The organism is Neopoerus faecalis (genome assembly GCF_029218125.1).
Classification (GTDB): Bacteria; Bacillota; Clostridia; order Oscillospirales; family Oscillospiraceae; genus Oscillibacter; species Oscillibacter faecalis_A.
The window spans coordinates 1-13,283 of record NZ_JARFXX010000001.1; the positions used below are offsets into that span (position 1 = coordinate 1).

14 protein-coding genes are annotated in these 13,283 nt (G+C 58.7%); 6 read left to right on the top strand and 8 right to left on the bottom strand.

All coding sequences use genetic code 11. The features are described from left to right. Nucleotides 1–214 precede the first annotated feature (214 nt). The 4 genes from PY311_RS00005 to PY311_RS00020 all read right to left on the bottom strand — a co-directional run bounded on the left by PY311_RS00005 (nt 215) and on the right by PY311_RS00020 (nt 4,799). Entirely contained in the window at nt 215–1,213 is a 999-nt protein-coding gene (locus PY311_RS00005; protein WP_286147057.1) for a GGGtGRT protein, read from the bottom strand. Between the two features lie 156 nt (nt 1,214–1,369). Continuing rightward, on the bottom strand, nt 1,370–2,062 hold the full coding sequence (locus PY311_RS00010) for an iron-sulfur cluster assembly scaffold protein (protein ID WP_286146612.1): 693 nt from the start codon (nt 2,060–2,062) through the stop codon (nt 1,370–1,372). Nucleotides 2,063–2,323: 261 nt separating this feature from the next. After that, a complete protein-coding gene (locus tag PY311_RS00015) occupies nt 2,324–4,315 on the bottom strand; it encodes a sodium-translocating pyrophosphatase (RefSeq protein WP_286146613.1) in 1,992 nt (663 codons plus the stop codon). A 100-nt stretch (nt 4,316–4,415) separates the two neighbouring features. Further along, nucleotides 4,416–4,799 carry a hypothetical protein gene (locus PY311_RS00020; RefSeq protein WP_286146614.1) on the bottom strand — a complete coding sequence of 128 codons (384 nt, stop codon included), beginning with the start codon at nt 4,797–4,799 and terminating at the stop codon, nt 4,416–4,418. A 224-nt stretch (nt 4,800–5,023) separates the two neighbouring features. Here PY311_RS00020 and prfB point away from each other — a divergent pair, with 224 nt between their 5' ends. The 3 genes from prfB (at nt 5,024) to PY311_RS00035 (ending at nt 8,117) form a co-directional block, all read left to right on the top strand. Continuing rightward, entirely contained in the window at nt 5,024–6,148 is a 1,125-nt protein-coding gene (gene prfB, locus PY311_RS00025; protein ID WP_286146615.1) for a peptide chain release factor 2, read from the top strand. Nucleotides 6,149–6,235: 87 nt separating this feature from the next. Next, nucleotides 6,236–7,618 carry an MATE family efflux transporter gene (locus tag PY311_RS00030; protein ID WP_286146616.1) on the top strand — a complete coding sequence of 461 codons (1,383 nt, stop codon included), beginning with the start codon at nt 6,236–6,238 and terminating at the stop codon, nt 7,616–7,618. A gap of 94 nt (nt 7,619–7,712) precedes the next feature. Beyond that, the gene (locus PY311_RS00035) at nt 7,713–8,117 is read left to right on the top strand and encodes a Fur family transcriptional regulator (protein WP_286146617.1); all 405 of its coding nucleotides are present in this window, start codon (nt 7,713–7,715) and stop codon (nt 8,115–8,117) included. 75 nt (nt 8,118–8,192) lie between these two features. Here PY311_RS00035 and PY311_RS00040 read toward each other — a convergent pair whose 3' ends face one another. The 4 genes from PY311_RS00040 to selD form a co-directional block, all read right to left on the bottom strand. Next, nucleotides 8,193–8,429, bottom strand: a complete 237-nt coding sequence (locus PY311_RS00040) for a putative Se/S carrier protein (protein ID WP_286146618.1) — start codon at nt 8,427–8,429, stop codon at nt 8,193–8,195. After that, nucleotides 8,426–9,559, bottom strand: coding sequence for an aminotransferase class V-fold PLP-dependent enzyme (locus PY311_RS00045; protein ID WP_286146619.1), 1,134 nt, complete (start codon nt 9,557–9,559; stop codon nt 8,426–8,428). The genes PY311_RS00040 and PY311_RS00045 overlap by 4 nt, the downstream gene beginning before the upstream one ends. Next, on the bottom strand, nt 9,556–10,161 hold the full coding sequence (yedF, locus tag PY311_RS00050; protein ID WP_286146620.1) for a sulfurtransferase-like selenium metabolism protein YedF: 606 nt from the start codon (nt 10,159–10,161) through the stop codon (nt 9,556–9,558). Before yedF ends, PY311_RS00045 begins: the two co-directional genes overlap by 4 nt. Nucleotides 10,162–10,265: 104 nt before the next feature. After that, nucleotides 10,266–11,306: a selenide, water dikinase SelD gene (selD, locus tag PY311_RS00055; protein WP_286146621.1), complete on the bottom strand. Its 1,041-nt coding sequence runs from the start codon at nt 11,304–11,306 to the stop codon at nt 10,266–10,268. Between the two features lie 159 nt (nt 11,307–11,465). On the opposite strand from selD, the gene PY311_RS00060 reads away from it, so the two are divergent. Genes PY311_RS00060 through PY311_RS00070 form a run of 3 tightly spaced genes read left to right on the top strand, consistent with a single transcriptional unit; the run spans nt 11,466 to nt 13,244 of the window. Next, on the top strand, nt 11,466–12,422 hold the full coding sequence (locus PY311_RS00060) for a carbohydrate kinase family protein (RefSeq protein ID WP_286146622.1): 957 nt from the start codon (nt 11,466–11,468) through the stop codon (nt 12,420–12,422). Nucleotides 12,423–12,429: 7 nt separating this feature from the next. Continuing rightward, nucleotides 12,430–12,750 carry a hypothetical protein gene (locus PY311_RS00065; protein WP_286146623.1) on the top strand — a complete coding sequence of 107 codons (321 nt, stop codon included), beginning with the start codon at nt 12,430–12,432 and terminating at the stop codon, nt 12,748–12,750. A gap of 2 nt (nt 12,751–12,752) precedes the next feature. After that, complete coding sequence (locus tag PY311_RS00070) at nt 12,753–13,244, top strand: GNAT family N-acetyltransferase (RefSeq protein ID WP_286146624.1); 492 nt, start codon at nt 12,753–12,755, stop codon at nt 13,242–13,244. The last annotated feature ends 39 nt before the right edge of the window (nt 13,245–13,283 follow it).

Genomic DNA, 13,283 nt, shown 5'->3' on the forward strand with positions numbered 1-13,283 from the left:
TTTTGTGAATTTGGTCGGCAAACCTTTCATTCACTCTAACTTGGAGACTTTTTCTTGTCTACTCCGCCCCTCGCTATAAGCTCTTTTTCTCCCCCGGCATAGCCGGGGGTTGCCTTTGTCAAGACAAGGCAAAAAACACCCGTTTCTTCGTGAAACGGGTGTTTTTATTTTTATCAGAAAAGTTCCAATTTTTTATGATTTCAGGACTTTTCGTTTACTTTTTGCTTTCAGCAACAGCAACGGCCACAGCCACAGTCGCACCAACCATTGGGTTGTTGCCCATGCCGAGGAATCCCATCATTTCCACATGGGCGGGCACGGAGCTGGAGCCAGCAAACTGAGCGTCGGAGTGCATCCGGCCCATGGTGTCAGTCATACCGTAGGAGGCAGGGCCGGCTGCCATATTGTCCGGGTGCAGGGTGCGGCCCGTACCACCGCCGGAGGCCACGGAGAAATACTTCTTGCCCTGCTCAATGCATTCCTTCTTATACGTACCGGCCACAGGATGCTGGAACCGGGTGGGGTTGGTGGAGTTGCCGGTGATGGACACATCCACGCCCTCGTGGTGCATGATGGCCACGCCCTCCCGGACGTCATCCGCGCCGTAGCAGCGGACCGCGGCCCGCTCGCCTTCAGAATATTTTACCTCCCGGACGATCTTCAGTTCGCCGGTATAGTAATCAAACTGCGTCTGGACATAGGTGAAGCCATTGATGCGGCTGATGATCTGGGCGGCGTCCTTGCCAAGTCCGTTGAGAATGACCCGCAGAGGCTCCTTCCGGGCCTTGTTGGCGTTGCGAACGATGCCGATGGCGCCCTCGGCGGCGGCAAAGGACTCGTGGCCCGCCAGAAACGCGAAGCACTTCGTCTCGTCCCGCAGCAGCATAGCGCCCAGATTACCGTGGCCCAGACCCACCTTGCGCTCCTCGGCTACGGAGCCGGGAATGCAGAAAGACTGCAGGCCGATGCCGATGGCCTCCGCCGCTTCGGCAGCGGTCTTCACGTCCTTTTTCAGCGCAATGGCCGCGCCCACGCAGTAGGCCCAGCAGGCGTTTTCAAAGCAGATGGGCTGGATACCTTTCACGATCTCGTAGGGGTCGAAGCCCGCGGCCTTGCAGATGTCGCGGCACTCCTCCACGCTGGAAATTCCGTACTGAGAAAGGACGGAATTGATTTTGTCGATTCTTCTCTCGTAGCTTTCAAACAGAGCCATGGTGATGACCATTTCCTTTCGTCATACTTGATTGCGAAGAACCATTCCCTAAAAAGGAAATGGTCATTTCGCATCTACCGCGGTTGCCGCTCCAGCGGCGAGCGGTTGGCGATTTTTAGATTGTGTTTGCGCTATGCAAACACAATCCTCCTTCTCTTATTCCTGACGGGGGTCGATGTATTTGACAGCGCTGTCCCACTGTCCGTAATGGGACTTGGCCTTCTCTAACGCCTCGTTGGCGTCCGTACCCTTTTTGATGGCATCCATCATCTTACCGAGGTTCACAAACTCATAGCCGATGATCTCATTGTCCGCGTTCAGCGCCACGCGGGTGACATAGCCCTCGGCCATTTCCATATAGCGGGGGCCCTTTTCCTTGGTGGCAAACATGGTACCGATCTGGCTCCGCAGGCCCTTACCCAAGTCCTCCAGCGACGCGCCTACCGGCAGGCCGCCCTCGGAGAAAGCCGTTTGCGTCCGGCCATAGACGATCTGCAAAAACAGCTCTCGCATGGCAGTGTTGATGGCGTCGCACACAAGGTCGGTGTTCAGCGCCTCCAAAATGGTCTTTCCAACCAGGATCTCACTGGCCATGGCGGCGGAATGGGTCATGCCGGAGCAGCCGATGGTCTCCACCAGCGCCTCCTCAATGACGCCGTCCTTTACGTTCAGCGTCAGCTTGCAGGCGCCCTGCTGGGGCGCGCACCAGCCGATACCGTGGGTCAGGCCGGAAATGTCCCGAATCTCCTTGGCCTGCACCCACTTACCCTCCTCGGGAATGGGGGCCGGACCGTGATACGCGCCCTTGGCCACAGGGCACATATTCTGCACTTCAGTGGAATAGATCATATCCGATCTCCTTTTCTATCTGAATTTGCCGAATAGCTGGGGTTCGGCATTTCGCCGGATTTTCACCAATTATTATATTGGCAATCGTTTACTATGTCAAGAACTCCTTTTTGCGTTTTTACCGTCAAATCGACGAAACGAGCCGCCTTCAAAATACTCCGCTGCCGGTTTGCCGGTCAAATAAACCACTCACATCTGTAATAAAAGGGCGGCTCCCGCATTCTGCGGGAGCCGCCCAAAAGCGTAATATTTCCTTTTGGCTTACAGCAGACCGCCTGCGGTGAAGATAGAAGCAAACACCAGAGAAACAACGGTCATGAGCTTAATAAGGATGTTGATGGAGGGGCCGGAGGTATCCTTGAAGGGATCGCCCACGGTATCGCCCACCACTGCGGCCTTATGGGCCTCGCTGCCCTTGCCGCCGTGGTTGCCGTCCTCGATATACTTCTTGGCGTTATCCCAAGCGCCGCCGGCGTTGGACATGAAGATGGCCATCAGCACACCGGTGACCAGCGCACCTGCCAGCATACCGCCCAGTGCGCCGGTACCCAGCAGCAGGCCCACGGCCAGAGGCGCCAGAACGGCCATAACGCCGGGAACCAGCATCTCCTTCAGAGCGGAGGTGGTGGAGATAGCCACACAGGACTTGTAATCAGGCTTCGCGGTGCCCTCCATGATGCCGGGGATGGTGCGGAACTGGCGGCGCACCTCCTCGATCATGCTGTAGGCGGCCTTGGAAACGGAGTCCATGGTCAGAGCGGAGAACACAAAGGGCAGCATACCGCCGATGAGCAGGCCGATGGTCACCCGAGAGTCCAGAATGTTGATGCCGGTATCGGCAATGCCGACAGCCTGCGCGTAGCTGACAAACAGGGCCAGTGCGGTCAGGGCGGCGGAGCCGATGGCGAAGCCCTTACCCATAGCGGCAGTTGTGTTGCCAACGGCGTCCAGCTTGTCGGTGATCTCACGGACATGAGGCTCAAGGCCGCTCATCTCTGCGATGCCGCCGGCGTTATCGGCGATAGGACCGTAGGCGTCCACAGCCACGGTGATGCCGGTGGTGGACAGCATACCCACAGCGGCCAGCGCAATGCCGTACAGGCCCGCCACGGTGTAGGAAACAAAGATACCCACGCAGATCAGCAGAATGGGAACGGCGGTGGACATCATGCCAACGGCAATGCCGCTGATGATGGTGGTGGCAGCGCCGGTCTCGGACTGCTGGGCGATCTTCTGCACGGACTTATAATCGCCGGAGGTGTAGATCTCGGTGACAATACCGATGATGAGGCCCACGATCAGGCCCGCAATGATGGCGATGGCCTGAGACATACCGCCGAAGAAGGTATTGCTCAAAATCAGGGACAGGACCACCACAATGGCGGAGGACACATAGGAGCCCATCTTCAGGGCCTTGTGGGGATTGGAGTTTTCATCGCCGCGGACAAAGAAGCAGCCGATAATGGAGGCCACGATGCCGGCGGCAGCCAGAATCAGGGGGAACAGAGCACCGGCACCGGCAAAGGTGCCGGTCACGGCGATACCCAGCGTCAGCGCGGACACCAGAGCGCCCACATAGGACTCAAACAGGTCAGCGCCCATGCCGGCCACGTCGCCCACGTTGTCGCCCACGTTATCGGCGATAACGGCAGGGTTCCGGGGGTCATCCTCGGGGATACCGGCCTCGACCTTACCAACAAGGTCAGCACCCACATCGGCGGCCTTGGTGTAGATACCGCCGCCCACACGGGCAAACAGCGCGATGGAGGAAGCACCCAAAGAGAAGCCGGTGAGAATTTCAACGTTGCCGGTCACGGCATAGATACCGGCACAGCCCAGCAGGCCGAGGCCCACCACGCACATACCCATGACGGAGCCGCCGGAGAAGGCGATGCCCAGAGCCTTGTTCATGCCGCTGGCCTTGGCGGCGGCAGCGGTGCGGACATTGGCCTTCGTGGCTACATTCATGCCTACATAGCCGGCGCACACGGAGAAGACCGCGCCGATCAGGAAGCACACTGCCGTGAGCCATGTGATGAACAGGCCGATGAGCACGAACAGCACCGCCACGAAGATGACCAGAATCTTATACTCGGCAAACAGGAACGCCCGGGCACCGTCGCTGATGCTCTCCGCAATCTCCCGCATACGCTCCGTACCGGCATCTGCCTTGGAAACCACGGAGGTCTTCCACGCGGCAAACACCAGCGCAAGGACTGCACATACAAGGGCAACCCAAATGATGTTTTCCATTTTTTCCACTCCTTAAAAAATTCAACAGTTTTTCAATCGACTTGGAAATTACTGCTGTATCATTCTACCAATCGCGCGGTCTCTTTTCAAGTAAATTTACCTAAGCCACTGTGTAATTTGTACAAATTTTACGTTTTAGCCAAAAGAAATGTGGAATGTTTCCGAATTTTCGTTTTATTTTTTCGGCATTTCCGTTTGCGTATACCGTTTTCGTTACACAATTTTGCACATTCATGCCGTAAACTAACCTGATTTCCGCTATATTCACGAATAAATTCAAAGACTTCACCTGATTTGCCCGCCGTTCCCTGCGGCAAAACGATTGCGCCGTTTGTGGAATTTTCACATCCGAAAAAAGGGCAGAAAAAATCCACGCCCATTCGGCGTGGCTCTTCCGGGGTTTTACCGCTCGCTGTGGCTCTGCTCCTGATCCTGGAAAATCAGATCGTCCAGATCCATGATGAAATTGTTCAGCATATTTCACATTCCTCCTTTCCTTTGTTTGTTGTGCCTACTATAACATCTCACTTTGTTTATTTCAACTATTTTTTTATGACTTTTTTGTAAATTCTGTGTAAAGCGTTGATTCTCCTGTGCGCCCACGCCACGTTTTCGCGGTTTTCGCATTTTTCTCTTTACAAACAGGGCAAACTTCTATATAATGTTGAAGCTAAAGGAATATTTCGAGAGGAAAGTTGAGAAAACGATATGGCTTTGATCGAATATGACGCATATAAGCAAAAGCTGCGGGAACTGGAGCCGGAGCTGGAAAAGCTGAAGCAGGCCCTTGACATCGACTCCGCCGCGCAGGAGGCCGCCCGTTTGGAGGATGAGACCACGCAGGACGGCTTCTGGAACGATTTAGAGCGCTCCCAGAAGATTCAGACCCGGCTGAAGCAGCTTCAAAATAAGGTAAACCGCTTCCGCAGGCTCACCAGCACATGGGAGGACCTCACCGCCCTGTGCGAAATGGGGCAGGAGGCAGAGGACGCCGAGACACTGGAGGAGATCAAAACGGAGTTCGCCGCGCTGGAGGAAAGCGTAGAGGAGGCCCGGATGACCACACTGCTCTCCGGCGAATACGATTCCAATAATGTGATTCTCCAGCTCCACGCCGGCGCCGGCGGCACCGAGGCGCAGGACTGGTGCCAGATGCTCTACCGGATGTATACCCGCTGGGCGGAGCGCCATGGCTTTGCGTGGAAAACGCTGGACTACGAGGAATGCGACGAGGCGGGCATCAAGTCCGCCGTGGTGTCCATTGAAGGTGAAAACGCCTACGGACTGCTGAAAAGTGAGCACGGCGTCCACCGGCTTGTCCGCGTCTCCCCCTTTGACGCCAACGCCCGCCGCCAGACCAGCTTTGCCGCCGTGGAGGTCATGCCGGAGCTGCCGGACGATGTCGAGGTGGAAATTCGCCCCGAGGATATTGAGATGCAGGTCTACCGCTCCTCCGGCGCAGGCGGCCAGCACATCAACAAGACTTCCTCCGCCGTGCGCCTCATCCACAAGCCCACCGGCATTGTGGTGGCCTCTCAGCAGGAGCGCTCCCAGTTCCAGAACAAGGACAACTGTATGAAGCAGCTCCGCGCCAAGCTCATTGAGCTGAAGATTCAGCAGCACGCGGAGAAGATTTCCGACATCAAGGGCGTGCAGATGAAAATCGAGTGGGGCAGCCAGATTCGCTCCTACGTGTTCATGCCCTATCAGCTGGTAAAGGACACCCGCACCGGCTACGAAACCAGCCAAATCGATAATGTCATGGACGGTGATCTGGACGGGTTCCTCAATGCCTACCTCACCCAGCTTGCCACCGGCGAACTGAAGAAGTAACCGTAAAATCAAGTACCTGAAAGGCGCGGCTGAAGGGCCGCGTCCTTTTTCTGGAAGCGCATGAAAAAGAAAGGAATTTTGAAACGCATGAATACGCAAAACACCGCAGGCGCGGCGCCGCAGGAAAACAAGATGGGCGTTCTGCCCGTTGGAAGGCTGCTGGCCGGTATGGCGATTCCCATGATGATCTCCATGCTGGTGCAGGCTCTTTACAATGTGGTAGACAGTATTTTCGTGGCCAAGCTCAGCGAGGACGCCCTCAACGCGGTCTCTCTGGCCTTCCCCCTGCAAAATCTGATGATCGCCTTCGGCGGCGGCACCGCTGTCGGCATTAACGCGCTGCTGTCCCGCTCCTTGGGCGAGAAGCGGCAGGACATGGCCGATAAAGCCGCCAACACCGGTATTTTTCTGGCCTTGTGCAACTTTGTTGTCTTTGCCCTGATCGGCGTTTTCTTCTCCCGGACCTTCTTCCAGCTTCAGGCCGGCAGCGAGACCGCTATCGTGGAGTACGGCACACGGTACGCTACCATCTGCCTTGGCTGCTCCATCGGCATTTTCTGCCAGTTCTGCTTTGAGCGGCTGCTGCAATCCACCGGCCGGACCACGCTGGCCATGTGCACGCAGCTTGTGGGCGCCATAACGAACATCGTCCTTGACCCCATCCTCATTTTCGGCCTGTTCGGCTTCCCCCGGCTGGAGGTGGCCGGTGCCGCTGTTGCCACGGTGGCGGGTCAGATTTTGGCGGCGATTCTCGCCATCATCATGAACCTGAAGAAAAACCCGGACATCCACATCGTCCCCCGGGAAATTCGCTGGAACACCATCATCGCCAAGGAAATTTACCGGGTGGGTTTCCCCTCTATCGTGATGCAGTCCATCAGTTCCATCATGACCTTCGGCATGAACAAAATTCTCTTTGGCTTCACCAAAACCGCCACGGCGGTGTTCGGCGCCTACTTCAAGCTCCAGAGCTTCGTATTCATGCCGGTGTTCGGCCTGAATAACGGCATGGTGCCTATTATTTCCTATAACTTCGGCGCCGCCCGGATGGACCGGGTGAACAAGACCGTGAAGCTCACCGTGGCCACTGCCATCAGCATCATGACCTGCGGCCTCATTGTGTTCCAGCTGTTCCCCTCTACCCTTCTGGGCTTCTTCAACGCCTCCCCCGAAATGCTGGAGATTGGCGACCGGGCGCTGCGAATCATTTCCATCCACTTCCCGCTGGCAGGCTTCGGCATCATTGCGGGCTCTGTGTGTCAGGCCATCGGCAACCCGTTCTACAGCCTCATTATCTCCGTCTGCCGCCAACTGGTTGTGCTGCTGCCGGTGGCATGGCTGCTGGCCCAAACGGGGCGGCTGGACCTTGTGTGGACAGCCTTCATCATCGCCGAGATCGTCTCCGCCACTCTCAGCGGCATTTTCCTGCGGCGCACCTTCCGCTCCGCCAAAGCGCTTTTAAACATCTGATGGCTGTATTTGCAGTGATTTTCCAGAATTCCCCTCTTGTGTATTCTCTTTCTTTTTGATACAATGTCCTAAAAAGAAAAGAGGAGGTGCGGCCATGAAGCAGCAGCGCAATACCCGCCAGCGCCAACTGGTGCTGGACGCCGTTCGGAGCCGGCAGGATCACCCCACGGCAGAGCAGATCTATCAAAGTGTCCGGGAGCGGGACGCCCATGTCAGCCGGGGAACGGTCTACCGCAATTTGAATCTGCTGTGTGAAAAGCAGGATATTTACCGCGTGGTCATGGCCGACTGCGACCGCTTCGACCTGCGCGCAGACCCCCACCACCATATGCGGTGTGTGCTCTGCGGCAGCGTAGTAGATGTGGACCTGCCCTATGACGCAGCGTATGACGCGCAGCTCTCTCGGGAAACCGGCTATCGGGTACTGGGCCACCGGCTGGTGGTGGAGGGCATCTGCCCGGACTGCCAGAAGCGTACCAACTCCCCGCAAATTTCCTGAAGGATAAAAAACGTCCCTTGACACGAATACCGTGTCAGGGGACGTTTTTTAATGCAGTAAAATCGCACAGCAAACTCAAAGCAATAGCGTCCGCCATTCCGCGCAGTCAAGCTGCCGCGCCGCCGCCAAGGCCCGCAGCGATTTCTCCGTTTCCGGCGGCGCCCGCCACGCCATGCCGCAGTCCGCGGTAAGCTCCCGGGGCGTGGGAATCAGACGGCCGGGAAGGCTTTGCTCCTTGCACAGGGCCTCCATGGCCATGGCCGCCGCTGTGGTGTGGAACGTCACCACCAGCCAGAATATCCGCTCTCTCATCTCGCTATCTCCCTGACAGCCCGGATGGCCGCGTCCGTTTCTTCTGCTGTATTGAACCAACCGAAGCTGAAGCGCACCGCGCCCTGTGTCTCCGTCCCCAACGCCCGGTGGAGCCGAGGGGCGCAGTGGGCGCCGGGCCGGGTGGCGATACCATAGACCTCGGAGAGCGTATCCGACACCTCGCCGGAATCAAGGTCCCGGATATTCAGGGAAACCACCGCGGTCCGCGGCCCGGTAAAATCGCCGTAGACCGTGACGCCCGGTATACCGGACACCCCCTCATAAAACCGGCGAGCCAGTGCGTCCTCATGGGCGCGGATGGTATCTATGCCGGTCTCCCGAAGAAAATCCAGCGCGGCGGAAAGTCCGGCAATGCCGTGGCCGTTCAGCGTCCCGGCCTCCAGCACTGTCGGCATCTGTGGCGGCTGGGTACTGCTGTAGGTCTGGACGCCGGTGCCCCCCACCTTCCATGGACGGATGGCAACACCCTCCCGGACGCACAGCCCGCCGGTGCCCTGCGGTCCCATCAGGGATTTGTGCCCCGTAAAGCACAGAACGTCAATGTGCTGGGTCTCCATGTCGATAGGCAGGACGCCGGCGCTCTGGGAGGCGTCCACGATGAACAGCGCCCCCCGGCCATGGGCGATGGCACCGATACGGGCAATATCCAGCGCGTTCCCCGTAAGATTGGAGGCGTGGGTGCAGACCACCGCCCGCGTACCGGGGCGGACGCGCCGGGCAAGCTCGTCATAGCTGATCCGGCCCTGCCGGTCCGCTGGAACAAAGTCCAGCGTCACGCCCCGCTCCGCCTCAAGGCGGTACAGCGGCCGCAGGACGGAGTTATGCTCCAGATCCGTTGAGACCACATGATCTCCTGGCCCTATCAGGCCATTGATGGCGATGTTCAGCGCCTCTGTGGAGTTGCAGGTAAAGGCCACATGATCCGCCCGGGGGCAGTGGAACAGCGCCGCCAGCTTTTCCCGGGCGGCGTAAATGGTCCGGGCAGCGGTGAGGCTCCCATCATGGGTCCCCCGGGCGCAGTTCCCCATGGAGTCCATGGCCGCCGCCACCGCCTCAATGACCCGGCGGGGCTTATGAAGGGTGGTGGCGGCATTATCAAGATAGATCACGGCTTGATGACCTTTCCGGCGGCAGAGAGCTTTTCCGCAATGACGTACATATTCGTCACGCCGCCCACGGCCAGCGTTTCTTTCAGCTTGTAATAATCAAGGCACGTACCGCAGGTCAGAATCTCCACGCCCTGCGCCTCCATGAACTTCAAATCCTCCAGGGAGTCGGAGCCGGAACAGGTGATGCGCGCACCGGTATTGTAAAAAAGGATGGTCTGCGGCAGAGAGGGAAGCTGACTTACTGCGTATAAAAAGCCCTTCAGCAGTGTTTTCCCCAGCGCCTCCTCTCCGTCGCCCATCCGGTCGGAGCCAACGGCGATGACGGTATCCCCCCGCTGATCCGGCAGGCAGACCTCCGCGTCCGGCTCCGGCGTCACCGGCGCGGCAACGTCCATAGTGACCTCAAACCGCTTGTCCCCCAGCTTTTCCGCCCGGACCGGCAGATGGCAGCTCCCCGCCAGCTTTGTAAGATTCTGAACAGCCACCTCATTGTCCACCAGAACCACCAGCGTATCCGGCGTCTGCATCCCCTGAAGGGCCTGCCGGGCCATGACCACGGGAATCGGGCACTGCTTCCCCATTGCATCGACTGTCTGAGACATTACGCACACTCCTTACTTATCGTATTGCAACCCCAGTATACCATGCCGCTTCGTGATACACAAGAAAAAACAACGCCCCACGGTCATCCGCGAGGCGCTGTTTTTTAAACGATCTCTACAGAATAGTCCTGCTTTGGCAGCACCGTGCCGATCACGGCGCTCTCCGGGCAGCAGGCGCGCAGATCCCGGGCCAGCGCCCCCGCCTCCTCCACCGGCAGAGCGACCAACAGCCCGCCGGAGGTCTGCGGGTCCGCAATCAGGTCCGCCAGCGCCTGCGGCACCGTATCCGCGACGGACAGCCGGGGCCGGACATACGCCATGTTCCGATAGGCTCCGGCGGGCAGTATGCCGCTTTCCGCCAGTTTCAGCGCCCCCGGCAGCAGCGGGATTCTCCTGCTGTACAGCCGGACTGTCACGCCGCTGCCCCGTGCCATTTCGTCGCTGTGACCCAGAAGGCCGAAGCCGGTGACGTCCGTGCAGGCGTGGATATGCGGGCAGGCGGTAATTCGCTCCGCCGCTGCCGCATTCAGCGTGGCCATGGAGTGCAGCAGCCGCTCATACTGCTCCGGCGTCACCAAATCTCCTTTGGCGGCGGCAGTCAGCACGCCGGTGCCGATGGGCTTTGTAAGAATCAGCGCGTCCCCCGGCTGCGCGCCCACGTTCCGCAGCACCCTGTCTGGATGGACATACCCGGTGACGCAGAGGCCGTATTTCGGCTCGTGGTCTTGAATCGTGTGGCCCCCGGCAATGACGCAGCCCGCCTCCACCGCCTTCTGGTGTCCGCCCTCCAAAATGCGGCGGATAACCTCCTGCGGCAGCGAGCAGGGCACGCACAAAAGGTTCATGGCCACAGCAGGTCGCCCGCCCATGGCGTACACATCGCTGAGGGCGTTGGCGGCGGCGATCTGTCCGAACCAGAAGGGATCATCCACAATGGGCGTAAAGAAATCCACGGTATGAATGGCCGCGATCTTATCGGTAATGCGGTACACACAGGCATCGTCATTGGTGTCGAAGCCCACCAGCAAATTAGGGTCGCTGCCGTTCGGCAGGCCCTTGAGAATATCCGATAAGGTCCCCGGTCCCAGCTTGGCGGCGCAGCCGGAGGCTGCGGTCATCTGGGTCAGGCGAATCGCTGTATCCATCGTCACTCCTCTTTCCGTTCCGCCGGCGCAGAGCGCCCGTCGGTTGATACCCGCATTGTACCATGTCCGGCCGGGCTTGGCAATTCCCTTTGCCCTCTGGACTTTTTCGGTGTGCCATGGTAGAATGTGGACACATTTTGTATTTTAGGAGAGCAGAGCATGGGTATTGTGGTTTTAGGCGCGGTTTTTGTGGACATCAAGGGGTATCCCTCCGATCTCTATATCCCCGGCGGACGGAACTCCGGCCGGGTGGAGGTGGTCCACGGCGGCGTCAGCCGCAATCTGGCGGAGGACATTGCCAACGTGGAGCTGCGCCCCACCTTTGTCAGTCTCGTGGACGATACCGGCACCGGGGCGGACGTTGTCCGCAAGCTGAGAGCTCACAAGGTCAACACCGACTATATCCGCACCGTACCGGACGGAATGGGAACCTGGCTGGCGGTATTCGATAACGGCGGCGATGTGGCCGCGTCCATTTCCAAGCGCCCCGACCTCTCCCCGATTCTGGATATTTTAGAGGAACAGGGGGATGAAATCTTCCGGGACGCCGACAGCATCGCGCTGGAGATTGACATGGATAAAGAAATCGTGAAGCGGGTCTTTGCCTTTGCGGAAAAATATCATAAGCCGGTGTTTGCCGTGGTCTCCAACATGAGCATTGCCGTGGAACGGCGGGACTTTCTGCGCTCCTGCGCCTGCTTTGTGTGCAACCAGCAGGAGGCGGGTATTCTGTTTTCCGAGGATTACGAGGGCAAAACGCCCGCAGAGCTGGAGACTGTTCTATCCCACCACGTTCAGGCGGCGGCGCTGCCGGGCATAGTGGTGACCATGGGCGAGCAGGGGGCTGTTTACGCCACGCTGGACGGGGAGCGCGGCTGGTGCCCCGCAAAGCGGGTGGATGTAAAGGACACCACCGGCGCGGGAGACGCCTTCTTCGCCGGTGTCACCATGGGGCTGACCTACGGCAAGACGCTGGCGGAGTCCTGCACCATCGGCGCCCGACTGGCAGCCTCCGTTATCTGCACCTCGGAAAATGTGTGCCCCCGCTTTTTGCCCAGTGAATTTGGCCTGAAGGCCCCGGACAGCGATGACGGTCAGTTGGCGCTGGAGCTGTGAGGCGGATATGGCGACCACGAAGGACTACCTTGATTATGTGCTGGAGCGGCTGCCGGAGCCGGAGGCCGCCCGCTGTCGGAAAATGTTCGGCGAATACATGGTCTATCTCAATGACCGGCCAGTGCTGCTGGTCTGCGACAACACGGTATTTGTCAAAAGGCTGCCGGAACTGGCCGATTTGATGAAAAGCGCTCCCACCGGCGTCCCCTACTCCGGCTCCAAGGAGCACTATATTCTGGATATGGACGATACAGAGCGGGCTGCGGCGGTACTGGCGGTGCTGGAGCGTGTCACGCCGCTGCCGAAGCCCCGAAAAAAGAAAGGATAACCATGGAAATCAAACTTGGAAGCGTAAATGACGCAAAGGCCGTGGCGGCTGTGGAGGCGGCGTGCTTCCCCGCGGCGGAGGCTGCCACAGAAACGGAGCTGACGGACCGGCTGCGCCATTACGGCAGCCACTTCTGGCTCATGTGGGATGGAGAAAAACTGGCAGGCTTTGTGGACGGAATGGTGACAAATCAGGCAGACCTCACCGATGAACTGTACGCGCAGGCGGCGCTGCACGATGAGAGTGGCGCGTGGCAGATGATCTTCGGTGTGAACACGCTCCCCGCCTGCCGGCGGCAGGGCATTGCGGAGACGCTGCTGCGCCGCGCCATTGCGGACGCCCGGGCGCAGGGCCGCCGGGGGCTGGTGCTGACCTGCAAGGAGCACCTGCTGCACTATTACGCCAAGCTGGGCTTTGTGAATGAGGGCGTTTCCAGCTCCGTTCACGGCGGCGCGGTGTGGTATCAGATGCGGCTGACCTTTGAAAACGGCTAAACCCTTGCGTACAAAAAAAGAAGGTCCATGCGGTAAAAC